At 64.4% G+C, this 23,002-nt stretch carries 20 protein-coding genes; 11 read left to right on the top strand and 9 right to left on the bottom strand.

What is annotated here, in order from left to right; genetic code table 11:
• The first annotated feature begins 89 nt into the window (after positions 1-89).
• Both ML401_RS25410 and ML401_RS25405 read left to right on the top strand, forming a co-directional pair.
• Positions 90-2,441 (top strand): bifunctional salicylyl-CoA 5-hydroxylase/oxidoreductase, encoded by a 2,352-nt coding sequence (locus ML401_RS25410; protein WP_285807349.1) that lies wholly within the window; start codon positions 90-92, stop codon positions 2,439-2,441.
• Positions 2,442-2,492: 51 nt separating this feature from the next.
• Positions 2,493-3,743, top strand: a complete 1,251-nt coding sequence (locus ML401_RS25405) for a flavin-dependent oxidoreductase (RefSeq protein WP_285807348.1) — start codon at positions 2,493-2,495, stop codon at positions 3,741-3,743.
• A 9-nt stretch (positions 3,744-3,752) separates the two neighbouring features.
• On the opposite strand, the gene ML401_RS25400 is transcribed toward ML401_RS25405, so the two are convergent.
• Both ML401_RS25400 and ML401_RS25395 read right to left on the bottom strand, forming a co-directional pair.
• Positions 3,753-4,211, bottom strand: a complete 459-nt coding sequence (locus ML401_RS25400) for a cupin domain-containing protein (protein ID WP_194403459.1) — start codon at positions 4,209-4,211, stop codon at positions 3,753-3,755.
• 29 nt (positions 4,212-4,240) lie between these two features.
• Positions 4,241-5,410, bottom strand: coding sequence for an ABC transporter substrate-binding protein (locus ML401_RS25395; RefSeq protein WP_194403458.1), 1,170 nt, complete (start codon positions 5,408-5,410; stop codon positions 4,241-4,243).
• Positions 5,411-5,667: 257 nt separating this feature from the next.
• Between ML401_RS25395 and ML401_RS25390 the strand changes: the two genes are divergently transcribed.
• The 3 genes from ML401_RS25390 (at position 5,668) to ML401_RS25380 (ending at position 8,502) form a co-directional block, all read left to right on the top strand.
• The gene (locus ML401_RS25390; RefSeq protein WP_194403457.1) at positions 5,668-6,186 is read left to right on the top strand and encodes a MarR family winged helix-turn-helix transcriptional regulator; all 519 of its coding nucleotides are present in this window, start codon (positions 5,668-5,670) and stop codon (positions 6,184-6,186) included.
• A 147-nt stretch (positions 6,187-6,333) separates the two neighbouring features.
• Positions 6,334-8,025, top strand: a complete 1,692-nt coding sequence (locus tag ML401_RS25385) for a benzoate-CoA ligase family protein (protein WP_285807347.1) — start codon at positions 6,334-6,336, stop codon at positions 8,023-8,025.
• An 18-nt stretch (positions 8,026-8,043) separates the two neighbouring features.
• The gene (locus tag ML401_RS25380) at positions 8,044-8,502 is read left to right on the top strand and encodes a RidA family protein (protein WP_376717306.1); all 459 of its coding nucleotides are present in this window, start codon (positions 8,044-8,046) and stop codon (positions 8,500-8,502) included.
• A 24-nt stretch (positions 8,503-8,526) separates the two neighbouring features.
• Here ML401_RS25380 and ML401_RS25375 read toward each other — a convergent pair whose 3' ends face one another.
• Positions 8,527-9,255: a CBS domain-containing protein gene (locus tag ML401_RS25375; protein WP_285807345.1), complete on the bottom strand. Its 729-nt coding sequence runs from the start codon at positions 9,253-9,255 to the stop codon at positions 8,527-8,529.
• Positions 9,256-9,464: 209 nt separating this feature from the next.
• Between ML401_RS25375 and ML401_RS25370 the strand changes: the two genes are divergently transcribed.
• Positions 9,465-11,318: an alpha/beta hydrolase gene (locus ML401_RS25370; RefSeq protein ID WP_285807344.1), complete on the top strand. Its 1,854-nt coding sequence runs from the start codon at positions 9,465-9,467 to the stop codon at positions 11,316-11,318.
• On the opposite strand, the gene ML401_RS25365 is transcribed toward ML401_RS25370, so the two are convergent.
• Genes ML401_RS25365 through ML401_RS25355 form a run of 3 tightly spaced genes read right to left on the bottom strand, consistent with a single transcriptional unit; the run spans position 11,315 to position 14,842 of the window.
• A complete protein-coding gene (locus ML401_RS25365) occupies positions 11,315-12,286 on the bottom strand; it encodes a CHAD domain-containing protein (protein WP_285807343.1) in 972 nt (323 codons plus the stop codon). The genes ML401_RS25370 and ML401_RS25365 overlap by 4 nt on opposite strands.
• Positions 12,287-12,301: 15 nt before the next feature.
• Complete coding sequence (locus tag ML401_RS25360; RefSeq protein ID WP_285807342.1) at positions 12,302-13,834, bottom strand: bifunctional aminoglycoside phosphotransferase/ATP-binding protein; 1,533 nt, start codon at positions 13,832-13,834, stop codon at positions 12,302-12,304.
• 24 nt (positions 13,835-13,858) lie between these two features.
• Positions 13,859-14,842: a zinc-dependent alcohol dehydrogenase family protein gene (locus tag ML401_RS25355; protein WP_285812741.1), complete on the bottom strand. Its 984-nt coding sequence runs from the start codon at positions 14,840-14,842 to the stop codon at positions 13,859-13,861.
• A 176-nt stretch (positions 14,843-15,018) separates the two neighbouring features.
• On the opposite strand from ML401_RS25355, the gene ML401_RS25350 reads away from it, so the two are divergent.
• Positions 15,019-15,858 carry a universal stress protein gene (locus ML401_RS25350; RefSeq protein ID WP_285807341.1) on the top strand — a complete coding sequence of 280 codons (840 nt, stop codon included), beginning with the start codon at positions 15,019-15,021 and terminating at the stop codon, positions 15,856-15,858.
• Positions 15,859-15,923: 65 nt separating this feature from the next.
• A complete protein-coding gene (locus tag ML401_RS25345) occupies positions 15,924-18,617 on the top strand; it encodes a bifunctional acetate--CoA ligase family protein/GNAT family N-acetyltransferase (protein ID WP_285807340.1) in 2,694 nt (897 codons plus the stop codon).
• Positions 18,618-18,625: 8 nt separating this feature from the next.
• Here the strand turns inward: ML401_RS25345 and ML401_RS25340 are convergent, their stop codons facing one another.
• Entirely contained in the window at positions 18,626-19,126 is a 501-nt protein-coding gene (locus tag ML401_RS25340; protein ID WP_211419873.1) for a phage holin family protein, read from the bottom strand.
• Entirely contained in the window at positions 19,127-19,402 is a 276-nt protein-coding gene (locus ML401_RS25335; RefSeq protein ID WP_194403446.1) for a hypothetical protein, read from the bottom strand.
• A 175-nt stretch (positions 19,403-19,577) separates the two neighbouring features.
• On the opposite strand from ML401_RS25335, the gene ML401_RS25330 reads away from it, so the two are divergent.
• From ML401_RS25330 to ML401_RS25320, 3 genes are read left to right on the top strand one after another with little or no spacing between them, the layout of a single operon-like run.
• Entirely contained in the window at positions 19,578-20,714 is a 1,137-nt protein-coding gene (locus ML401_RS25330) for an ABC transporter permease (RefSeq protein WP_285807339.1), read from the top strand.
• Positions 20,715-20,716: 2 nt separating this feature from the next.
• Entirely contained in the window at positions 20,717-21,484 is a 768-nt protein-coding gene (locus tag ML401_RS25325; protein WP_285812740.1) for an ABC transporter ATP-binding protein, read from the top strand.
• A gap of 3 nt (positions 21,485-21,487) precedes the next feature.
• Positions 21,488-22,591, top strand: coding sequence for an ABC-type transport auxiliary lipoprotein family protein (locus ML401_RS25320; protein ID WP_285807338.1), 1,104 nt, complete (start codon positions 21,488-21,490; stop codon positions 22,589-22,591).
• Between the two features lie 6 nt (positions 22,592-22,597).
• Here ML401_RS25320 and ML401_RS25315 read toward each other — a convergent pair whose 3' ends face one another.
• Positions 22,598-22,915 carry a cytochrome c gene (locus ML401_RS25315; protein WP_194403442.1) on the bottom strand — a complete coding sequence of 106 codons (318 nt, stop codon included), beginning with the start codon at positions 22,913-22,915 and terminating at the stop codon, positions 22,598-22,600.
• Between the last annotated feature and the right edge of the window lie 87 nt (positions 22,916-23,002).

Genomic DNA, 23,002 nt, shown 5'->3' with positions numbered 1-23,002 from the left:
TCGTCTGGCCTCGCCTGCAACGGGGACTTGCGCGAAATTATTTTAGGCTTAAAATAGTTTTCGTGGCCGGTTGAATTGGCGAGGCTCCCATGAAAGTCGCGATCATCGGTGGTGGACCTGCGGGTCTCTACGCTGCGATCCTGCTCAAAAAGCAGCGCCCGGGCGCCGACATCACCGTGTATGAGCGCAACCGGGCCGACGACACGTTCGGCTTCGGTGTGGTGTTCTCCGATGCCACGCTGGACAATTTCGAAAAGCACGATCTGCCGAGCTATCGCCGCATCACCCAGGAGTTCGCGTACTGGGACGATATCGCCGTGCATTTCCGCGGCACCGTGCACCGGGTCGGCGGCAACGGCTTTTGCGGCTGCTCGCGGCGTAAGCTGCTTCTAATCTTGCAGGACCGAGCCCGCGAGCTCGGCGTCGCCCTGCACTTCGAGGCGGACGTCGACGACGATTCCCGCTTCGCCGATGCCGATCTCGTCCTGATCGCCGACGGCATCAACAGCCGGTTTCGCGAGAAATACCTCGATCATTTCCAGCCGGAGGTCGACGTCCGCTCCAACAAGTTTGCCTGGATGGGCTCGACCAGACCGCTCGACGCCTTCACCTTCATCTTCCAGGAGACCGAGTGGGGCCCGTTCATCGCCCACGCCTATCAATATGAGGTCGGACACTCGACCTGGATTTTTGAGACCGATCCTGAGACCTTCGAGCGGGCCGGCCTGACCGGGCTGGACGAGACCCAGTCCGCCGCGCGCATGGCCGAGATTTTTGGCTGGTTTCTCGATGGGCACAAGCTGCTCACCAATCGCTCGATGTGGCGCAATTTCCCGATGATCCGCAGCAGGCGCTGGGTCAAGGACAACATGGTGCTGCTCGGCGATGCCAAGGCGAGCGCGCATTTTTCGATCGGCTCCGGCACCAAGCTCGCGATGGAAGACGCCATCGCCTTGGCGGAAGCGATGGAGAAGGCTCCCAGCATCAAGGCGGCGCTCGATGTCTACGAGCACGGCCGCCGCGAGGAGGTCGAGAAGACCCAGCACGCCGCCGACGTCTCCCTGGTCTGGTTCGAGCATGTCGACCGCTTCTGGGATTTCGATCCCGTGCAGTTTGCCTTCGGCGTGATGACGCGCTCGAAGGCGATCACCTACGATAATCTCAAGCTTCGGGCGCCGGATTTCGTGGCCGAAGTCGAAAAGTCCTTTGCAAAGCAGGTCCGCGACAGCGGCTTCGATGTCGATACCCAAAAGCCGACGGTGCCGCTGTTCCAGCCGTTCCGGCTGCGTGAGATGGAGATCGCCAATCGCGCCGTGATGTCGCCGATGTGCATGTATTCGGCCAAGGAGGGTGTGCCGACCGATTTTCACCTCGTGCACTACGGCTCGCGTGCGATCGGCGGTGCCGGCCTGATCTTCACGGAGATGACCTGTGTCAGCCGCGAGGCCCGCATCACGCCCGGCTGCGCCGGCCTGTGGAACGACGAGCAGGAGACCGCCTGGCGGCGCATCGTGGATTTCGTCCACGGCAATTCGGCTGCCAAGATCTGCCTGCAACTCGGCCACGCCGGCCGCAAGGGTGCGACCAAGCTGATGTGGGACGGCATGGATCGTCCGCTGGACGAAGGCGGTTGGGACGTGGTCTCGGCTTCCCCGCTGCCCTATTTCCCCGACAGCCAAGTGCCGCGCGAACTCGGCCGCGCCGGCATGAACGAGGTGAGGGACGCCTTCGTCGCGGCGGCTGAGCGTGGCGAGCGCTGCGGCTTCGACATGCTGGAGCTGCACTGCGCCCACGGCTATCTGCTCGCGAGCTTCATCTCACCCCTGACCAACACCCGGACCGACGCGTACGGCGGCTCGCTCGAAAACCGTCTGCGGTTCCCGCTTGAGATCTTCGAAGCGCTCCGCGCGGTCTGGCCATCGCACAAGCCGATGTCGGTGCGTATCTCCGCGACCGATTGGGCGGAAGGTGGCATCAATGGCGACGACGCCGTTGCCATCGCGCGCGCCTTTGCCGAGGCGGGTGTCGATCTCGTCGACGTCTCGACCGGCCAGACCGTGCGGGATGCGCAGCCGGTCTACGGCCGTATGTTTCAGACGCCGTTCTCGGATCAGGTCCGCAACGAGGCGCGCGTGGCCACGATGTGCGTCGGCAACATCACGACAGCGGACCAGGCCAACACCATCCTGGCCGCAGGCCGAGCCGACCTCGTCGCGCTCGGACGGCCGTATCTGGTCGATCCGTTCTTCACCATGAAAGCTGCGGCCTGGTACGGGGCAGAGAACGCGTTCTGCCCGCCGCAATATATGCCCGGAAAGGATCAGGTTTTCCGTAACAGCGTGCGCGACCGGCAGGACCTGGACGAGCTGCGAATTAAGGCTAAGCCCAAGACCCGGGCCGAGCTCAAGGCGGAGGCGACAAAGCCGCTTGCGGCGGAGTGACCGCCCGTGCGACGTTAACCCATTGCCTGTGTTTCGAGTGGAGTAAGGGCGATGAAGGCGATTATCGTCGGTGGCGGCATTGGTGGTCTCACCACGGCATTGATGCTGCGCTCGCGCGGCCTCGACTGTGAGATCTTCGAGCAAGCCGACACCATTCGGGAGCTCGGGGTCGGCATCAACACGCTGCCGCATGCCATGCGGGAGCTCGCCGGATTGGGCTTGCTTCAGAAGCTCGACGACGTCGCGATCCGTACGGATCAGCTCTATTATCTCAATCGCCACGGCCAGGAGGTCTGGCGCGAAGCCCGCGGCATCGACGCCGGCCACGACGTGCCGCAATTCTCGATCCATCGTGGCCGTCTCCAGAGCGTCATCCATCGTGCCGTCGAGGAGCGGCTTGGAGCGGACGCCATTCACACCGGCTGCCGGCTCGGCGCCTTCACGCAGGACGAGGGCGGCGTCACCGCTTACTTCTTCGATCGTGCCGGCGCGCATGTCCACACCGCCCGCGGCGACATCCTGATCGGCGCCGACGGCATCCATTCCCGCGTCCGCGACACGTTGTTCCCGAACGAAGGCCCGCCGTGCTGGAACGGCCTGATGCTGTGGCGCGGCGCGCGCGACTGGCCGCTATTCCTCACCGGCAAATCGATGATCGTGGCCGGCGGCCTCAACGCCAAGGTGGTGATCTATCCGATTGCGGAAGGATCGAGCCCGGCGAGCCGCCTCACCAATTGGGCCGTGCTGGTGAAGGTAGGCGAGGGTAATGTGCCGCCACCTCGGAAAGAGGACTGGTCGCGTCCTGGCCGACGCGAAGAGCTGATGCCGCACGTCGCGCGCTTCTCGGTGCCTTACATCGACGTGAAGAGCCTGATCTCGGCGACGCCTGAATTCTACGAATATCCGACCTGCGACCGCGATCCCTTGCCGTACTGGTCGTCCGGACGCGTGACGCTGCTGGGGGATGCCGCGCATCCTATGTATCCGGTCGGCTCCAATGGCGCCTCGCAGGCGATCCTCGACGCGCGCTGCCTTGCCGACGCGCTGGTGCGCGCCGAGCATCCGCGCCAGGCGTTGCTCGAATACGAGAAGAAGCGCCTGCCGATGACGGCCGATATCGTGCGTTCCAACCGGCGCGGCGGCCCCGAGGGCGTCATCGACGCCGTAGAGCAGCTCGCGCCTGATGGCTTCGACAACGTCGACAACGTGCTGAGCTACTCCCAGCGCGAGGCCATCGTGCGCGGCTATGCCACCAAGGCAGGCTTCGCCGCCGTGCCGGGGCTCGCGGCGGTGCGCGCCTGAGGCGCGCCGCTAGCCGGCGCCGGGAGGCGGCGGCAGGAAGTGGATGTTGAACTCGGCCGCCATTGCCACCACGTCCTCCGGCTTCTGTTCCTTCATGTTGTGAAGGCCCCAGAACAGGTCGAACAGTTTTTTGGTCGGTGAGACCCAGAACAGCACTTTTGCGGTCTGCTCCGACTTGTTGAAGATGCCGTGCGGCACGCCCATGCCGAGCCGGATCAGGTCGCCGGCGGTTGCCTGCGCCTCCGAATTGCCCAGCACGAAATCGAGCTTGCCCTCCAGCATATAGAGATACTCATCCTGGTCGGGATGGATGTGCGGCGGCACGAACGTGCCGGGCGGCAAGGTCGCATGCCATGAGAAACTATGCTCGGTCTTGCTCTTCGGCACGTAGGTCTGGCCGAGGATGTTCCAAGAAATCCCCTGAATGCCCTCATTGGCCCGCGTGATGCCGGTGATTTCGCTGCTCATTGAAGTCCTCCCTTAACGCGACGCTCGGCTCAGTTCGCAGCCTTGCAGTCTTTGGCATAGCGGTCGCCGTAATTCTCAAAAACCTTCTGCACGATCTCCGTCTGGAACTTGCCGTCCGGACGCTTGGCGACCTTGGTCAGGTAAAAGTCCTGGATCGGATAGCCGTTGGTGTTGAACTTGAAGGCACCGCGCAGCGAGGTGAAATCCGCCTTCTTCAGTGCGGCTCCCACGGCATCCTTGTTCGAGAGGTCGCCCTTCACGGCCTTGACCGCACTGTCGATCAACATCGCAGCGTCGTAGGCCTGGAAGGCGTAGGTGCCGGGCACGATGTTGTAAGCGGCCTCGTAGGCGGCGACGAACTTCTTGTTCTGGGGATTGTCGAGGTTGGGCGCCCAGTTTGCGCCACCGAACATGCCGACGGCCGCATCCTGCTGCGCCGGCAGGGTCGATTCATCCACCGTGAAGGCCGAGAGCACCGGAATGCTGTCGGCGAGGCCGGCCTGCCGGTATTGCTTGACGAGATTGACGCCGAGGCCGCCCGGCATGAAGGTGAACAACGCATCGGGCTTCTGCGAGGAGATCTTGGACAACTCCGGCTGGAAGTCCAGCGTGTTCAGCGGCATGTAGGATTCTTCGACGATCTCCCCCTTGTAGTCGAGCTTGAAGCCCGCTACCGAATCCTTGCCGGCCTGATAGTTCGGCACCATCAGGTACATCCGCTTGTAGCCGCGATCCTGCGCGACCTTGCCGAGGATCTCGTGCACCTGATCGTTCTGGTACGAGGTCACATAGAAGAACGGGTTACAGTCCTTGCCGGCAAAGGTCGACGGGCCCGCATTGGGGCTGATCAGAAAGGTCTTCGATTCCGTGATGGGCCGGTGGATCGCCTGCAGGATGTTGGAGAAGATCGGGCCGACCACGAAGTCGACCTTGTCGCGCTCCAGAAGCCCCTTGATCTTCGTTACGGCCGCATCCGGCTTGAGCTCATCGTCGACCACGACAACCTCGACATCGCGGCCGCCCATCTTGCTGCCGAGATCCTTCACCGCAAGTGCAAAGCCGTCGCGAACTTGCTGACCCAGTGCGGCGGCAGGTCCCGACAGGGTCACCACCACACCCAGCTTGATCTTCTCCTGGGCGAGAGCGGGATCGAGTCCGAGCAGCAGCGCCAGTCCTGCCAAGGTCAATTGCGTCTTCATGGTCTCTCCCCCAATACGCTTACGCCCAATGCTGTAGCTTGGTCTTATCCAAGCTTAGTCTGATGACGGCGTCCGCGGCAAGCAAACCGAAGCGGCGCACCTTGCGTGGTGCGCCACGCCAACTGCCGCATGCAAGCGGCGCGCCAATTACTTGAAGCCTAAAGAAATTCGTATGCGGTCGATTGTTGCAGCTTTGGACTTGCGGCCGGCTCCGATTTATTTGAAGCTCAAAACGTTGGGAATCCGTGCCGGCGCCAATGCCCGCCGAGAGTGACTGCACCGAGATGCTCGATTCCGAGACCAAGGCCGTCGAAACGCCGGAAGACCACGCCGATGAGCTTCGGCTGTGGTTGCGCCTTCTGACCTGCACGACATTGATCGAGGGCGAGGTTCGCGGCCGTCTGCGGCAGCGGTTCGACGTCACGCTGCCGCGTTTCGATCTGATGGCACAGCTCGACAAGGCGCCCGACGGCATGACCCTGTCCGATGTCTCCAAGCGCATGATGGTGTCGAACGGTAACGTCACCGGGCTCGTCGAGCGCCTTGTGGAATCCGGCCATCTCGATCGTCGTACCTCGGAAACCGACCGCCGTGTCCAGGTGATCCGCCTCACGAAACTCGGTCGCGCCGAGTTTCGTCGCATGGCTGCGGAGCACGAGACCTGGATCGCCGATCTGTTCGCCGACCTCACGCCGAAGGACGTGCGCGAATTGATGCGGCTGCTCGCCAAAACCAAGGCGTCGGCGCAGAAATCGGCCGCGCGCCGCCGGCCGTAAGGGCGGGGCCGGCTGGCCGCCCAATCACTTTTGCCGCAGGAAAAAGCACCGGATGCCCAAAATCCGCTATTGCGCCAAATTGTTTTAAGCCTAAAATGTTTTCCAGATCGTGCTGCCGGGTGCAATCCATGCTGAAAGGAGCGTGCGATGGCCAACGCCGCCAAGGTTCAAGTGACGGGCTCCCATGACGGCAACGCCGCGACGGCCCATGTCGATAAGTTTGCGCAGCAGCATCTGCCGCCGCGCGAGCTGTGGCCCGAATTCATCTTCACGCGGCCTGAGCTGAACTATCCGCCACGATTGAATTGCGTGAGCTACTTCCTCGACCGCTGGGTCGAGCAGGGCCATGGCGATGCGCCCTGCGTCATCAGCCCCTCCGTCAGCTATACCTATCGCGAGTTGCAAGCTCTGGTGAACCGCATCGCCAATGTGCTCGTCGGCAAGCTTGGTCTCGTCACCGGCGGCCGCGTGCTGCTGCGCTCCGCCAACAATCCGATGATGGTCGCGACCTATCTCGCAGTGATCAAGGCCGGCGGCATCGTGGTGGCGACCATGCCGCTGCTCCGCGCCAAGGAGCTGTCGTACCCGATCCAGAAAGCGGAGATCTCGCTCGCACTGTGCGACGGCAAGCTTGCCGAGGAGATGGAGAGAGCGAAAGCTGCGGCGCCTAAGCTGAAGCGGGTTGTCTATTGGGGCAATGGCGCGGCGGACTCGCTCGAGGCGCTCATTGCCGATGCGAGCGCGGAGTTCAAGGCTGCCGATACCGCCTCTGATGACGTCTGCCTGATCGCCTTCACGTCCGGCACGACGGGCGATCCCAAGGGCACCATGCATTTCCATCGCGACATGCTCGCGGTCTGCGACGGCTATGCGCGCAACATCTTGCGGGCCGAGCAGAAAGACCGTTTCGTCGGTTCGGCGCCGCTCGCCTTCACCTTCGGCTTCGGTGGCGTGCTGTTTCCGATGCATATCGGCGCCTCCTTTGTCGTGCTGGAGAAGACGACGCCGGACGACATTTTGACGGCGATCGAGCAGTACAAGACCACCGTCTGTTTCACCGCGCCCACGGCGTATCGCGCCATGATCGGCAAGCTTGCCGGCCGCGACATCTCTTCGCTGCGCAAATGCGTCTCCGCCGGCGAGACGTTGCCAAAGCCGACCTTCGATGCCTGGCTCAAGGCTACCGGCATCAAGTTGATGGACGGCATCGGCTCGACCGAGCTGCTGCACATCTTCATCAGCGCGACAGAAGATGAAATTCGTCCGGGTGCGACGGGCAAGCCCGTTCCGGGCTATGAGGCCAAGATCGTCGACGACGATGGCCGCGACGTGCCGCCGGGCACGATGGGCAAGCTTGCGGTGCGCGGGCCGACCGGCTGCCGCTATCTTGCTGACGAGCGCCAGCGCAAATATGTCCAGAACGGCTGGAACATCACCGGCGATACCTATCTGATGGATAGCGACGGCTATTTCTGGTACCAGTCGCGTTCCGACGACATGATCGTGTCGGCCGGCTACAATATCGCGGGCACCGACGTCGAGGCGGCCTTGCTCACGCATCCGGCGGTCGCCGAATGCGGTGTGGTCGGCGCCCCGGACGAGGCGCGCGGCATGATCGTGAAGGCCTATGTCGTCGCGGCGTCCGGCGTGACACCAGATGCACAGCTCGTGGCCGAGCTGCAGGAGCATGTCAAACGCGAGATCGCGCCGTATAAATATCCGCGCGCCATCGAGTTCGTCGCGCAACTGCCGAAGACCGAGACCGGAAAACTGAAGCGCTTTGCCCTGCGGCAACTGGCGCAGGCCGCCGCCACGTCCTCGGGCGTCGCGGCGGAATGAGAAGATGGAGAATTGTCCGTGACGACGCCGAAAGGCCCGCAACTCGCGGTACTGCCGACAGCGGCTGAGGATGAAACCCCTGCGCGGGTCCAGGTGCTCCAGCCGTCGGGCTGGCCGATGCCGAAGGGCTATGCCAATGGCATGGCCGCCGAAGGGCGCATCGTCGTCACCGGCGGGGTAATCGGCTGGGATGCTGAAGAGTGTCTCGCCGACGGCTTTGTCGCGCAGGTTCATCAGACCTTGAGCAACATCGCCGCGATCCTGAATGAGGCTGGTGCCCGGCCCGAGCACCTCGTGCGGCTGACCTGGTACGTCGTCGACATGGACGAGTACCTGTCCAACCTGAAGGAGCTCGGCAAGATCTACCGTGCCATCCTCGGCGCACATTACCCAGCGATGGCGCTGGTCCAGGTGGTGCGCCTCGTGGAGAAGGCGGCGCGCGTCGAGATCGAGGCCACCGCCGTCATTCCGGGCTGAGGCGCGCTGGCTCAGCGCGTCTTGTCAGCTTGCCTTGGCGAGCTCGTCATCCTCGGGCGAGTTCAGATAGATGCCCGACATGGTGTCGACCCAGCACAGATGGTCGTGCACCTTCTTCACGCCGTCGACGTTCTCCGCGGCGACCATCGCGGCCTGCCGCGTGCGCTCTTCGGTGATGACGCCGCTGAGGTGAACGATACCGTCGCGGACGATCACGTTCAGCCCGAACGGGCACCACTCGTTCTTCTCCATGGTCTCGATGATGCGGCTGCGGATGTGATCGTCGTCCGCCGTCGGATCCGGCACCTCGCGGGCCAGCCCCGCCACCGCCTGCAGCAGATTGGCGCGCGAGACGATGCCGACGACCTTGTCGCCGCGCACCACCGGCAGCCGCTTGACGTTGTTCCGCTCCATGAGGTCGACGATCTCCGCAAGCGCCGTATCCTCCGTGATGGTGACGGGCGTGTCGGTCATCACTTCCGAGACCCTGCGGCCGTGCTCATGGACGAAATCGCTGGCGGATTTGCCTGGACCCAGGATGAATCGCAGCCAGCGTCCGCGCTTGCGCCCGGTGCCGATCTCACTGCGGCGGATGAAATCGCCTTCAGAGACGACACCGACCAGCTTGCCGGCCTCGTCGACCACGGTGAGGCCGCTGACATGCCGCTTCAGCATGATATTCGCCGCCTCGACGATGCTGGTGTCGGGGGTAACCGAGATGACCGACCGGGTCATGATCTGGTGGGCGCGCATGGACAACTCCGCTGGCTTGTCGAATTTCGATGGGCGAAAACTAGCTCCGGCGTCGGGCTGCGGCTTGACTCAGGTCAATGGGAGGAGCCCGCCCGCTCCGATGAAGCAATTGTGATCCCCGCCGGGATTTGATGCAGCTCAACGCGTATGGGAGGCCTCGCCATATCCTGCCGCCGACGTCGAACAGAACCCTTCGGGAACATTGAGCCATGAGCGTCATGCAGATATTTCCACGGACCGAAGAGCCGGTTGTGCAGGCTCTTCCCGTCAATCCCGCTGCTGGTCCCGAAGCCTCGACGGCGAGTTCGGAAAAGCATGTGGAAATCCCGGCTGCCGCCGATCCTTTGCCTGCGTCGGAGCCATATCCGCTCGACCGCGCCTTTCACGCGGTGCTGGCGCGGTTCACGGGCGGCATTTCGCCCCTGGCCCTGTCGCTCGCCTGGCTCGACTGGAGCACGCACCTCGCTGCTGCGCCGCAGCGCCAGATGGAGATTTCCCGCAACATCCTTCGCGATGCCGGCCGGCTGGCAGAAGCCGCCGCGCACGCTGCATCGCCGGAGCAGAAGCCTTGGTCGGTGATCCAGCCGCAGGGACGGGATCGCCGCTTCAGCGGACCGCAATGGGAGACCGCGCCGTTCAATCTGCTCGCGCAGGGGTTCTTGCTCACCGAGCGGTGGTGGCACGATGCCACGACGGGCGTGCGCGGCGTGTCGCATGCTAATGAAGCCATCGTCGAGTTTTCGATGCGTCAGATGCTCGATATGTTGGCGCCCTCGAATTTCGCGACGACCAATCCGAAGGTGCTGGAGAAGGCGTTCCAGAGCGGCGGGGAGAATTTCGTCTTCGGCTGGCAGAACTGGTGCAGCGATCTGATGCGCCTGCTCACCGGCTCGAGATTGGCGGATGACGGGCAGTTCGTGGTCGGCAAGACGGTGGCGGCTTCACCCGGCAAGGTGGTCTATCGCAATGCGCTGATCGAGCTGATTCAGTACTCTCCGACCACCGCGCAGGTCCGGCCCGAACCGATCCTGATCGTGCCGGCGTGGATCATGAAGTACTATATTCTCGATCTCTCGCCGCAGAACTCGCTGGTCAAATATCTAACCAGTCAAGGCTTCACTGTATTCGCGATCTCCTGGCGCAATCCGGATGCGAGGGATCGGAATCTCGCCTTCGACGATTATCGCAGGCTGGGCGTCATGGCGGCGCTGGACGTGATGGGTAAGATCATGCCGGGTCGGAAGACCCATGCGCTCGGCTATTGTCTGGGCGGTACGTTACTGTCGATCGCCGCCGCCGCGATGGCGCGCGATGGTGATCATCGCCTCGGCACGGTCACTCTTCTTGCGGCCCAGACCGACTTCACCGAGGCCGGAGAGCTGACGCTGTTCATTAATGAGAGCCAGGTCGCCTTTCTCGAAGACATGATGTGGCAGCGCGGCTATCTCGACACGACGCAGATGGCCGGGGCCTTCCAGCTGCTGCGCTCCAACGAATTGATCTGGTCGCGGCTGTCGCACGATTATCTGATGGGCGATGGCGCGCCATTGAACGATTTGATGGCCTGGAACGCGGACGCCACGCGATTACCGTATCGCATGCATTCGGAATATCTGCGAAAGCTGTTCCTCGGCAATGATCTGGCCGAGGGGCGTTATCACGTCGGCGGCCGGAGCGTTTCGCTGTCCGATATTCACGCGCCGATGTTCGTAGTCGGCACGCTCGCCGATCACGTGGCGCCGTGGCGATCCGTCTACAAGATCCACTATCAGGTCGATGCCGACGTGACGTTCCTGTTGACCAGCGGCGGCCACAATGCCGGTGTCGTCGCGCCTCCCGATGAGCCCGGCCACTTCTATCAGGTGCTGACCAAGGCTGCCGATGCGCCTTATGTCGGTGCGGACGAGTGGCTGAAGCTGGCTCCACGCGTTGAAGGATCGTGGTGGCCGGAATGGGCCGAATGGCTGGCGGCGCGCTCCGGCGCGCCCTGCGACCCGCCGCAGATCGGAGTTGGAGACGCCGCGGAACTACCCGATGCGCCGGGGGACTACGTCCACACCTAAGTCTCCGGCTCGGAATTCGGCGCGAGGTCCGAGGAGCGGAATGGCTTGGTATTGTCGAGTTTGCGATAGGCCGTTGAGGCCTTCCGCAACAGCTTCTTCTCCCGCTTGCGGTCGAGGAAACGATGGCCGGCCTCGAGGCCGGCGCCGTTCAGCGATGCCGCCAGCGCTTGTCCACGTGCATCGTCGTTCAATTGTCCGAGCGAGCGCTGTGCCTTGCGCAATTCCTTGAGGATGGACTTTTGCTTGGCCGCCGCCTCATCGGCGAACAGGTCCTGCAGCGACTCGACCGAATAGGTCATCCGCTTGTTCAGGAGCCGCAGCTTGTGGCGTTTCTCGACGTCGAGCTTGCGGAGCTTGCGCGCTTTCTTGAGCAGCGTCGTCTCCCACGCGGTCAGCCGCTCCGTCGCATGTTCGGCGAGCGTGCAGCGGCGTAATCGGATGGCTTCCTTGCTGCGCCGGGTCGACCAGGGCCCGCTCTCGATCCAGGCGGAGGTCTGCTCGACAAGGCGGCGATAGCGCGCGGATTGCAATGCGCGCGCCAGCTGGCGGTGGCTCTCGGCGCGCTTTTCGTCCCAGTGCTGCAGCTCGGCGACCTCTGAAAGCTCGCCGTCACTTTCAGCGATGACCCGCTCGATCGCCACATCGAGGTCCCGGACCATGCCGAGCCGGCCATTCAGCCATTTCAGCTCGGCCCAGACATGTGGCCGCAGGGCGTCGTCGACCATCGGCGAGAAGAAGCGGATGGCGGTGCGCAGATGCGTCAGCGCGATCCGGATCTGATGCAGCGCGTCGGGATCGCCGCGGCAAGTGCCGTCATGCTGGGCGAGGACGGAAGCGAGGTGGCGGCGCGCGATGATTCGGAACGCCGTATCGCAGGCCATGCCGGGGCTGAGGCGGCCGGGCAGGGCATTGCGCCGCGCCGCCGGCGTGATGCGAGCGGTCGTCGCGGACGTGCTAGGTCGTGCCATCTTTGCCCGCGCCAATCAGATTGCCCTGTTTGCTTCAGCGATCGCGTTCCGGCAGGACTGAAGCGTCTGCTCTGGTGTCCCGGATGCATCGATAATCGCCCAACCGATATGGCCGATATTATAGTGCTCCTGCTGCGCGGCAACCTCTTGCGTGGCATCGGATGCGTCGCCCCGCCGGCTTCCGATCCGCATCTGCCGGGTCGCGAGGTCTGCGACCAGAAACAGGCCGTGCAGCGGCACGTTGCGCTCGCGCGCCAGTGAGGCGATCGCGTCCCGTTCGTCCTCGCGGGCAAACACGCCGTCGATAGCAGCCGAATGGCCTTGCGCCAGCACCCGCCGGGCGAGCTGCACCAGCGCGTCATAGACGCGCGACGCATGCTCCGGCGTGTAGGCAGACGGCGGCAGGCGGTGAGTGTCCTCCACCCCGAACATCTGCTTGCGGACGAGGTCGCTGCGCAGCACGACGGCTCCTGGCGGCGGTGCGACGAGAGGCGCAAGCGCTTGCGCCAAGACCGTCTTGCCGGTGCCTGACAATCCGCCCACGGCAATCAGGCGCGGCGCAGCAGGATGTATCAGCATCCTGGCAAGATCAAAATAGCGCCGTGCCTGGTCGAGAATGCCGGCGTCATCGGAATGCGGCGGCCTCAGCCGCGCCAGGGCGACCTGGGCGCGGATCGCCGTGCGGATGGCCATGAACAGCGGCAGCGCCGCGAGCGCGTCGAGATTGTCGGCGGGCGTCGCGGCGAGATAGCGGTTCAGGACGATGTTGGCCGCCCGTGGCTGATCGTGGTGCAACAGGTCCATCAGCGTGAATGCGAGATCGTAGAGCACGTCCACAGTCGCCATCTGCGCGTCGAACTCGATGGCGTCGAACAGCACGGGCAGTTCGTCGATCAGCACGATGTTCGCCAGATGCAGGTCGCCATGACAGCGCCGCACGAAACCCTGGCGGCCGCGCTCTTTGAGCAGGGGACGGAGGCGCAAAAAGGCCTCGTGCGAAGCCTGGCTGAGCTTGTCGATGTCTTCCGCGTTGAAATGGCCGCCGGCCTGCAGGCCGTGGCTGTTGCCGTCGATCAAGGCGGGAATGGACGAGATCCATGCTTCGCCGTCGGCGCAAGTCGCCGCGCCATGGGAAGCCACGATCGCGTCGGCAACAGCCGAGGCGAGCTTGGCATCCAGCGGGCCGGCCGTCGCCAGATGATCCAGCGTCCGGCTCTCGTCAAAGCGCGACATCTCCACCGCATACTCGATCGGCCGGCCGGGGCCGCCGACCTGCACCGATCGGTCCGGCTCCTCCGTGATGGCCACGACGCGATGATAGATCTGCGGCGCCAGCGGCCGGTTGATCCTGATCTCCTCCTCGCATGCCGCCTTGCGCTTCTCGAGCGTCGAGTAATCGAGGAAGGGAAACCGGACGGCGCGCTTGATCTTCAACGCGCGCGTCCCGTCGAGGAACACCGAGGCTGCGTGCGTGTCGATCCGCGTCACGCCTGGATGGCCGGTCAGCGTCTGGAAGATCCGCTCCTGGGCTGCCATTTCGTCTGTCATGGAGTCAGGCATCCGAAAGCACCGTCAGGGCGTCAGCACGGCCGCGCCGAGAATCTGACCGGCTCTCAGCATGGTCAGAACCTCATTGGCCTGATGAAGCGGAAATGCCGTCGTCTCGGTGCGCACGCCGGCTTGCGGAGCGATCTTTAGAAAATCGAGGCCGTCCTGCCGGGTGAGATTGGCGACCGAGACCAGTTGCCGCTCCTGCCAGAGCAGATCGTACGGAAAGCTTGGAATGTCGGTCATGTGGATACCGGCGCATACGACGCGACCGCCTTTGCGCACGGCGCGCAGCGCAGCCGGAACGAGCTCGCCTGATGGTGCGAAGATGATGGCGGCGTCGAGCGGCTCGTCAGGCACTTCGTCTGATGCCCCTGCCCAAACGGCGCCGAGACGGCGCGCAAGTTCTTGCGCAGCGACGTCACCGCGTCGCGTGAACGCATGGACGGATCGTCCCTGCCAGCGCGCGACTTGCGCGATAATGTGGCCGGCCGCGCCGAAACCATAGAGGCCGAGCCGTTCGGCTGGGCCGGCCAGCACCAGTGAGCGCCAGCCGATCAGCCCCGCGCACAGCAGAGGCGCAATCTCCACGTCGTTGCCGTCTTCACCGAGCGGGAAGGCGTAGCGTGCGTCGGCGATGGTGTGGGTCGCGTAGCCGCCGTCGCGCGTGTAGCCGGTGAACTCTGGTGCGTCACACAAGTTTTCCTTGCCCTCCTTGCAGAAGTGACAATGTCCGCAGGTGAAGCCGAGCCAGGGGATGCCGACGCGGTCACCGCGCGTATGCGTCGTGACATTCGGGCCCACGAGATCGACCCGACCGACAATCTCGTGACCGGGCACGATCGGATAGCGAATGTCGGGCAGCTCGGCGTCGATGAGGTGAAGATCGGTGCGGCATACCCCGCAGGCGCTGATCTTCACGCGGAGCTGCCCTTCGCCGGGGATCGGGTCAGGCCGCTCCTCCATCTGGAGGCGCGTTTGTGGGGCCGGCAACACCATCGCACGCATCGGTCTCTCCAGGGCGAACCGCGCTCCCATCGAACTATCCATAGAACAGCCGAGTGGCCAGTCCTTGACGTCGGTCAACGCCTGTTCCCGACCGACCGAACCGGGTTCCCTTGGCTTGACGAGGATCAAGCGTCTCGACCAAAGCCGGCCTATTGTGGCGGCCAAGGAGAATCCCGATGCCCATCAAGGACGTCTTTCTGCCGCTTATCGGTCAGCCGCGTGGGCCGGCCCTGGTTGCGATCGAGAAATGCGTGACTGTTGCCGCCGATCTCGGCGCCAGGATCACCGCGCTCGCGCTCGAGGAAGAGGTGTACGAGCGGCCGAAGGTGATGCTGCTCAGCGATCACGAGGCCGCGGAGGCCGCCAGCTCGCGCGAGCCGAGCGACATGCAGCAGCTCCTCAACGCATTCACCAATGCGACATCCAGCGCCAATGTTCGCGCCCAGAGCCGAGCGGGCAAGGTGCCGGCCGACCAGATCGCGGCGGTCTTCGCCGAGTATGCCCGTTTCCACGATCTCACGCTGCTTCCCGTGAAGCCGCACGACAGTCGAACGGAGAGCATTGTCGAAGCCTTCCTGTTCGGATCCGGCAGGCCGCTTCTGCTCTGTCCGGAACATCTCGCAGGCAACCTTCGGTCCAAATTCGAGAACGTCATGATCGCCTGGGATCACTCCGCGCGTGCAGCGCGAGCGGTCGGCGACGCGCTGCCGGTTCTGCAGGCGGCGGCCTCTGTCCGCGTGGTGACCGTGGCGGATGACAAGACCGACGCGATCGTGCAATCCGGAACGGCTCTGGTCGATCATCTGAGGGAACACGGCGTTCACGCCTCGTTCGAAACGGCGAAAGGCCGCGGCAGCTCGATCGGCAAGGTCCTGGGGAACTGGGTGAATTCCCACGGTATGGATGCGATCGTGATGGGCGCGTATCATCATTCGCGCCTGAACGAGGTCGTCTGGGGCGGTGTGACAAAGACCGTCATTGGCGAGCCACCGTGCTGGGTTATGATCTCGCACTAGGCTCACTATTTTCCGGCCTGATCGTCAACCATCGAAACCGTCGCTGACCGGGCGCATTTGCTTTCATGTCAAGCTATCGTCTGAGCAATCTGCTGGCGCCGCGTTCAGTCGCACTCGTCGGCGCGAGCGCCCGTCCGGTCTCCGTGGGACGCGCCGTTCTGGAGAATATCCACAAGGCCCAATTCAAGGGGCTGTTCGGCCTCGTCAATCCGCGTCATGCCGAGATCGGCGGCATCGCGGCCGTGAAAAGTCTGGACGGGTTGGACTTCGTGCCCGAGCTCGTGGTCGTCACCGCGCCGGCGCGTGAGATTCCCGGCATCATCGACCAGGCCGGGCGTCGCGGCTCGGCGGGCGCCTTGATCGTTTCGGCCGGGCTCGGCCACGGACCGGGATCTCTGCACGAGGCTGCCGTCACGGCGGCCCACAGATACGGCATGCGGCTGATTGGACCGAATTGTCTTGGCATCATGATGCCCGGCGTCAGCCTGAATGCCAGCTTTGCAGCGCACATGCCGGGGGCGGGCAGCCTCGCGCTGATCTCGCAGTCGGGCGCGATCGCTGCCGGCATGGTCGACTGGGCGGCGCAGCGTGGCGTCGGCTTCTCCGGCATCGTCTCGATCGGCGATCAGATGGACGTCGATATTGCCGATCTGCTCGATTATTTCGCGATGGATCACAAGACACGCGCGATCCTTCTCTACATCGAGTCCATCAAGGACGCGCGCAAGTTCATGTCGGCGGCACGCGCCGCTGCGCGCGTGAAGCCCGTCGTCGTGGTGAAGTCCGGCCGCATGGCGCAGGGTGCGAAGGCGGCTGCCACGCATACCGGCGCGCTTGCCGGCGCCGACGCCGTCTATGACGCGGCGTTCCGCCGCGCCGGCGTGCTGCGGGTCTCCGATCTGCGGGAGCTGTTCGATTGTGCCGAGACACTAGGCCGCGTCGAATCGCCGGCCGGAAAGCGCCTCGCCATCCTGACCAATGGTGGCGGCATCGGCGTGCTCGCCGTCGACCGACTGGTCGAGCTCGGCGGGATTCCGGCGACCATCTCGGCGGAGGCGCGCAAGAAGCTCGATGCGGCTCTGCCGCCGACCTGGTCCCATGCGAATCCCGTCGACATCGTCGGCGACGCCGACGCCGCGCGCTACGCGGCGGCGCTGGAGGTGTTGTTGGCTGATCGCGACAATGACGCGGTCCTGGTCCTCAACGTGCAAACGGCGATCGCCTCGGCAGCCGAGATCGCCACCACCGTGACGGAGCTCGTCGCCAAATATCGCGAACGGCACCGCCGATGGGCGAAGCCGGTGCTGGCGTCCTGGGTCGGGGCCGATCAGGGCATCATTCAGGCGCTGTCCGGTGCCGGAATGCCGAATTATCCGACCGAGGACGACGCGGTGCGCGGCTTCATGCATCTGGTCCGGCACCGCGAGGTGGTCGAGGAGCTGAGTCAGGTTCCCCCCGCGATGCCCGACACATTCGTTCCGGACGCGCGAGGGGCGAGGCAGATCGTCACTGCTGCGATCGCGGATGGCCGCCAATGGCTCGAGCCGGTCGAGATCAAGCATCTGCTCGAAGCCTATGACATTGCGATGGTGCCGACCTATGCAGCAGCCGATGTCGAGCAGGCGGTGACCTATGCGAAGGACATCTTCGCACAGGGCGGGACCGTCGTCTTGAAGATCATGTCGCGCGACATCGTCCACAAGTCCGACGTCGGCGGCGTCGTGCTCAATCTGACGACGCCGGAGGCCGTGCGTGCGGCCACCTCCGATATTCTCGCCCGGGCGAGAAAGCTGCGGCCCGAGGCCCGCATCGGCGGCGTCATCGTCCAGGCCATGGTCGTCAAGGCGAAGGCGCGCGAGCTGATCCTGGGTCTCGCCGACGATCCCACTTTCGGCACCGTCGTGGTGTTCGGCCGTGGCGGCACGGCGGTGGAGATCATCAACGACAAGGCGCTTGCGCTGCCGCCGCTGGATTTGCAGCTCGCCCGCGATTTGATCGACCGCACGCGCGTGTCGCGGTTGCTGAAGGCCTATCGTGACGTGCCGGCGGTCAAGGAGGACGCCGTGGCCCTGGTGCTGGTCAAGCTGGCGCAGATGGCCGCCGACATTCCCGAAATCCACGAGTTCGACATCAATCCGCTGCTGGCGGACGAGACGGGCGTGACCGCGGTCGATGCCCGCGTCGCGGTCGGCCCGCCGCAACGGAAGTTTGTCGGCTCCGGCCCGGCCAATTTCGCGGTTCGTGCCTATCCCTCGCAATGGGAGCGCCGCCTCAAGCTCAAGGACGACTGGCGCATCTTCGTGCGGCCCATGCGTCCCGAGGACGAGCCGACCATCCATGAATTCCTGCGTCACGTCACGCCACACGACCTTCGCCTGCGGTTTTTCGCGCCGATGAAGGAGTTTACCCACGAGTTCATCGCGCGCCTGACCCAGCTCGACTATGCGCGCGCGATGGCCTTCATTGCATTCGACGAGGCCACCGGCGAGATGGTCGGCGTGGTCCGGCTGCACTCGGATTCGATCTACGAGAGCGGTGAGTATGCGATCCTGCTGCGGTCCGATCTCAAGGGCAGGGGGCTCGGCTGGGCGCTGATGCAGCTCATCATCACCTACGCCAAGTCGGAAGGGCTGAAAGTCATATCGGGCGACGTGCTCCAGGAGAACACCGTGATGCTCGAAATGTGCCGAAATCTCGGCTTCGAGGTCAAGCCGGATCCGGCTGAGCCTGACATCTGCGACGTCAAGCTGAAGCTCTGAGGCTCCCCTCAGGAGCGCGCTTCGGCCGAGCTTGCCGCGGCGGAGGACTTGGCGGCCGTCTTGGCCGTCGACCGCAAATTCTTCACGATGATCGCGATCAGCGGCACCAGCACCGGCACGATCGTGCTGAGCGGATGATGCACCGCGCCTGACACCTGGGCCTGGAGCGCGCGCGCCTCGAGTTGAAGGGCTTCGATGGAGGCGTCGTGGATCTCGCTGGCGAGCTCGATGTCACGGCCTGACGGAGCGCGGCCGGCGATCAGGAAGAGAGCGGCCGCGATGGCAAAATTGACGGCGCCGAGGATGGCCGCCGCGGCAATCGCACTCCAGATCTGGACCAGCGCGAAATAGGCCGACAGCTCCAGCATCAGGAGCCCGAATGCCGCGATCAGGGCCGCAAAGGCGCGCAGGCCGAGGCCGACCAGCAGATGGCGAAGCCTGATGTCCGCGATGATCCTGTCCGTGCGCCACAGCGCGCGCAAATGTTTGACCACATTCTCGGTATTCACCTAGTGTCTCCTCAGCATGAAGCCGACGACCACGCCGAGCGCGAAGGCCGAGGCGAGCGACGTGATCGGACGGTCCGCAATGAGGCTCTGAAGCTGCTCCTGCTCTTCGTCGACGGTTTCTCCAAGCTCGGTCAGCGCGGCCCTGATCTGATCGGCGAGTGCCTCGGCGCGATCTTTCGAGCTCTCGAACATCTCCTCGCCGGCGGTGCTCAGCAAGCGCGTGACGTCGACCTTCAATGCGTGCAGTTCTTCACTCATCCTGTCACTGTCGAACATGGACCTGATATCCCCATTGAACGAAAGCGAGCCTAGGGCCCGCCCGCGCCTTCGCGCTTGATTTGCGTCAATCGGCTGTGCTGCTCTGCTCTTGAGACAGGTCAAGCCGGCCGCCATATGCTGGCCTAGAAATGCGGTCTGAATTGCGGACCAATTGTCCCGATGAGGTGGAAGTGTGAACCACGAACCGCTGTTGCTCGCGACGCCGTCCGGCGACGTTCTGAACTTGCGCCCCGAAGGGCCCTGGACCGCCGCGAATGTGGTGACGCTCGAGACCCTGTCCCACTCGGTCGGAGTGGACGTCGATCGATCGCGCGTCGTCACCCTGGACATGTCGGGCGTCAGTGCGCTCGACACGCTCGGCGCCTGGGTCTTGGAGAAATTGTCGCGCAGGGCCGCGTCGTCAGGACGATCGGCCGAATTCGTCGGCGTCGCCGATCAGTTCAGCGGGCTGATGGACGAGGTGCGGCAGGTCAACCGCCACCCGCCGGCCCCGACGGCTGCGCCCAATCCGGTCGTGGCGAGGCTCGGGGATCTCGGCAAGGCCACGCTCAGTGCGCGTGAAGACATCACGATCTTCCTCCAGATGCTCGGCGCGTTGTTCATGGCCGTCATCGGCGTGCTGCGTCGGCCGGGTTCGTTGCGGCTGACGTCGCTGGTCTATCAGCTCTACCGCATCGGGTGGCAGGCGATCCCCATCGTGGCGTTGATCACCTTCCTGATCGGCGCCATCATCGCGCAGCAGGGCTTCTTCCATTTCCGCAGATTCGGCGCCGAGTCCTACACCGTCGACATGGTCGGCATCCTGGTGCTGCGTGAGCTCGGCGTGCTGATCGTCGCCATCATGGTCGCCGGCCGGTCGGGAAGCGCGTACACCGCCGAGCTCGGCTCGATGAAGATGCGCGAGGAGATCGATGCGCTCTCGACCATGGGGCTCGATCCCGTCGAGGTCCTGATCCTGCCACGCGTTGCGGCCCTGGTCATCGCGCTGCCCATCCTCACTTTCATCGGATCGATCGCCGCGCTCTATGGCGGCGGCCTCGTCGCTCAGTTCTATGGCGACATGGGCCCGGCGATCTACATCGCGCGGCTGCACGAGGCCATCTCCGTCACTCATTTCGAGGTGGGCATCCTGAAGGCGCCGTTCATGGCGCTGGTGATCGGGATCGTGGCCTGCAGCGAGGGATTGCGCGTCAAGGGCAGCGCGGAGTCGCTCGGGCGGCAGACCACGACGTCGGTGGTGAAGTCGATCTTCCTGGTGATCGTGCTCGACGGCCTGTTCGCGATCTTCTTCGCCTCGATCGGAATGTGATGATGGACGCATCGCAAGACCAGTTCGCGATCCGCGTCCGCGACCTCGTGGTCGGCTTCGGCCGTCAGACCGTGCTCGACCATCTGTCGCTCGACGTCCGCCGCGGCGAGATCCTCGGGCTTGTGGGGGCGTCCGGTGGCGGCAAGTCGGTCCTGATGCGAACCATCATCGGCCTGATTCCGCGCCGGGGCGGGACCATCGAAGTCATGGGACAACCCACCGGCGGTCACGGTCGAGGCGCAGCCACGATTTGGGGCATCCTGTTCCAGCAAGGCGCGCTGTTCTCCTCGCTGACGGTCCGCCAGAACGTCCAGTTTCCCTTGCGCGAAAACCTCGTCCTGTCGCAGGAGCTGATGGACGAGATCGCGATCGCCAAGCTTGAAATGGTCGGCTTGCGCGCCCATGACGCGGACAAATATCCGGCGGAGCTGTCCGGCGGCATGACCAAGCGCGTGGCGCTGGCGCGTGCGCTCGCGCTCGATCCGCCGATCCTGTTCCTGGACGAGCCGACCTCGGGCCTCGATCCGATCGCCGCAGGCGATTTCGACGCGCTGATCAAGACGCTGCAAAAGACCCTGGGGCTGACCGTGTTCATGGTGACGCACGATCTGGCTAGCCTGACCACGGTCTGCGACCGCGTCGCCGCGCTGGCCGACGGCAAAATCGTGGCGATCGGCCCGATGCGCGAATTGCTGCAATCCGAGCATCCCTGGGTGCGCGCTTATTTCCACGGCAAGCGCTCGCAGATGCTGCAACACGAGATGAGATGAGACATGGAAACCCGCGCTCCCTACGTGCTGATCGGCAGCTTCGTGCTGGCCGCGATCCTTGCGGTGTTCGGCTTCGTCTACTGGCTGAACAACACCGGCGGCATCGGCCCGCGCACGAACTACCACGTGCAATTCCAGGGGCCGGTCCCAGGCCTCCTGGTCGGCGCCGGCGTGCTATTCAACGGCATCCGCGTCGGTGAGGTGACCCAGCTCGGGCTCGCGACCGATAACCCGCGCTTCGTCAATGCGACGATCTCGGTTGCGACCACCACGCCGGTCCGTTCCGACACCAAGGTCGGCCTCGAATTCCAGGGCCTGACCGGCGTGCCGGTGGTGACGTTGGAGGGCGGCGTGATCGTCGCCAAATCCGGCGAGCCGCTGACCCTGATCGCGGAGGCCGGCGCCGGCCAGAGCATGACGCAGGCGGCGCGGGATGCGCTGCGGCGGGTTGATACGGTGCTCGAGGATAATTCCGGCCCGCTGAAGGACACCATCGCCAATCTCAAGACGTTCTCCGACGGGCTCGCGCGCAACACCGGCAAGATCGACGGCATTCTGGCAGGCCTCGAGAAGATGACCGGGGGCGGCGCTCCCGCGCAGAAAGTCACCTACGACCTCCACACGCCGCAAAGCCTCGGGCCGGCCGGCAAGACGCTCTCCGCGTCGCTGGCCATCCCCGAGCCGAGCGCGGTCGCAATGCTGCAGACCCAGCGCATGCTGTTCGCGCCCGTCGGGGACAGGCCGGGCTTTGCGGACTTCCTCTGGGCCGACAGCATTCCGAAATTGGTGCAGGCGCGGCTGATCGACAGTTTTGAGAATTACGACATCGCCCACGCCCCGCTACGCACCACCGACCTCGGTCAGGCGGATTACCAGCTCCTGATCGACATCCGGCGCTTTCGCATCGTCACGGAGGGCGAGGCGAAGGTCGAGATCGGACTGTCGGCGCGGATCGTCGACAAGAACGGCAAGGTGGTTGCCTCGCGCCTGGTCGAGGCCAGCGAGAAGCTCGACAAGATCGAGCCGGCCGCTGCGGTCGCCGCCTTCGATGCGGCCTTTGCCCGCATCGCCAAGGAGCTGATCGGCTGGACCGTGCAGGCGGTGTGACGCCGTCTATTCCAGCGTCTTCAGGTAGGACAGGAGGTCGTGGATCTGGTCCGGGCTGAGCTCGAAGGCCGGCATGTCGGCATGACCGGTGTAGATCCCTTCGGCCAGCGCCTCGCCAAGGCTCTCGATCGGGTATCGCCGATGCAGGGTGCGCAACGGGGGCGCGCCCTCGAGCGGGCTGCGCGAGGCGCGGTCGATGGCGTGGCAGCGCGCGCAATTGGCCCTTGCAAAGGCCTTGCCGCGCTGTTCGGCGGTCGGGGCCGCCAGCGCAGGTGTCATCAGAAGCAGCCCAATCAGGCCGTGACGCAAAGCGCCTTGCAGCATGGAAGAAATCCCGTCGAACTCTGGAAGCAGAATAAGACGGGGATGCCACCCAAATTTGATCTGAGTCAATTGGCTTTGGCGCAGTGC

It is taken from the genome of Bradyrhizobium sp. 62B (assembly GCF_030272265.2).
Classification (GTDB): domain Bacteria; phylum Pseudomonadota; class Alphaproteobacteria; order Rhizobiales; family Xanthobacteraceae; genus Bradyrhizobium.
This window is presented reverse-complemented; position numbering and strand designations above follow the sequence as displayed.

Coding starts and splice junctions, on each gene's coding strand:
- ML401_RS25410 (WP_285807349.1), top strand. CDS start 90: ATGAAAGTCGCGATCATCGGTGGTGGACCTGCGGGTCTCTACGCTGCG.
- ML401_RS25405 (WP_285807348.1), top strand. CDS start 2,493: ATGAAGGCGATTATCGTCGGTGGCGGCATTGGTGGTCTCACCACGGCA.
- ML401_RS25400 (WP_194403459.1), bottom strand. CDS start 4,211: ATGAGCAGCGAAATCACCGGCATCACGCGGGCCAATGAGGGCATTCAG.
- ML401_RS25395 (WP_194403458.1), bottom strand. CDS start 5,410: ATGAAGACGCAATTGACCTTGGCAGGACTGGCGCTGCTGCTCGGACTC.
- ML401_RS25390 (WP_194403457.1), top strand. CDS start 5,668: ATGCCCGCCGAGAGTGACTGCACCGAGATGCTCGATTCCGAGACCAAG.
- ML401_RS25385 (WP_285807347.1), top strand. CDS start 6,334: ATGGCCAACGCCGCCAAGGTTCAAGTGACGGGCTCCCATGACGGCAAC.
- ML401_RS25375 (WP_285807345.1), bottom strand. CDS start 9,255: ATGCGCGCCCACCAGATCATGACCCGGTCGGTCATCTCGGTTACCCCC.
- ML401_RS25370 (WP_285807344.1), top strand. CDS start 9,465: ATGAGCGTCATGCAGATATTTCCACGGACCGAAGAGCCGGTTGTGCAG.
- ML401_RS25365 (WP_285807343.1), bottom strand. CDS start 12,286: ATGGCACGACCTAGCACGTCCGCGACGACCGCTCGCATCACGCCGGCG.
- ML401_RS25360 (WP_285807342.1), bottom strand. CDS start 13,834: ATGACAGACGAAATGGCAGCCCAGGAGCGGATCTTCCAGACGCTGACC.
- ML401_RS25355 (WP_285812741.1), bottom strand. CDS start 14,842: ATGCGTGCGATGGTGTTGCCGGCCCCACAAACGCGCCTCCAGATGGAG.
- ML401_RS25350 (WP_285807341.1), top strand. CDS start 15,019: ATGCCCATCAAGGACGTCTTTCTGCCGCTTATCGGTCAGCCGCGTGGG.
- ML401_RS25345 (WP_285807340.1), top strand. CDS start 15,924: ATGTCAAGCTATCGTCTGAGCAATCTGCTGGCGCCGCGTTCAGTCGCA.
- ML401_RS25335 (WP_194403446.1), bottom strand. CDS start 19,402: ATGTTCGACAGTGACAGGATGAGTGAAGAACTGCACGCATTGAAGGTC.
- ML401_RS25325 (WP_285812740.1), top strand. CDS start 20,717: ATGGACGCATCGCAAGACCAGTTCGCGATCCGCGTCCGCGACCTCGTG.
- ML401_RS25320 (WP_285807338.1), top strand. CDS start 21,488: ATGGAAACCCGCGCTCCCTACGTGCTGATCGGCAGCTTCGTGCTGGCC.
- ML401_RS25315 (WP_194403442.1), bottom strand. CDS start 22,915: ATGCTGCAAGGCGCTTTGCGTCACGGCCTGATTGGGCTGCTTCTGATG.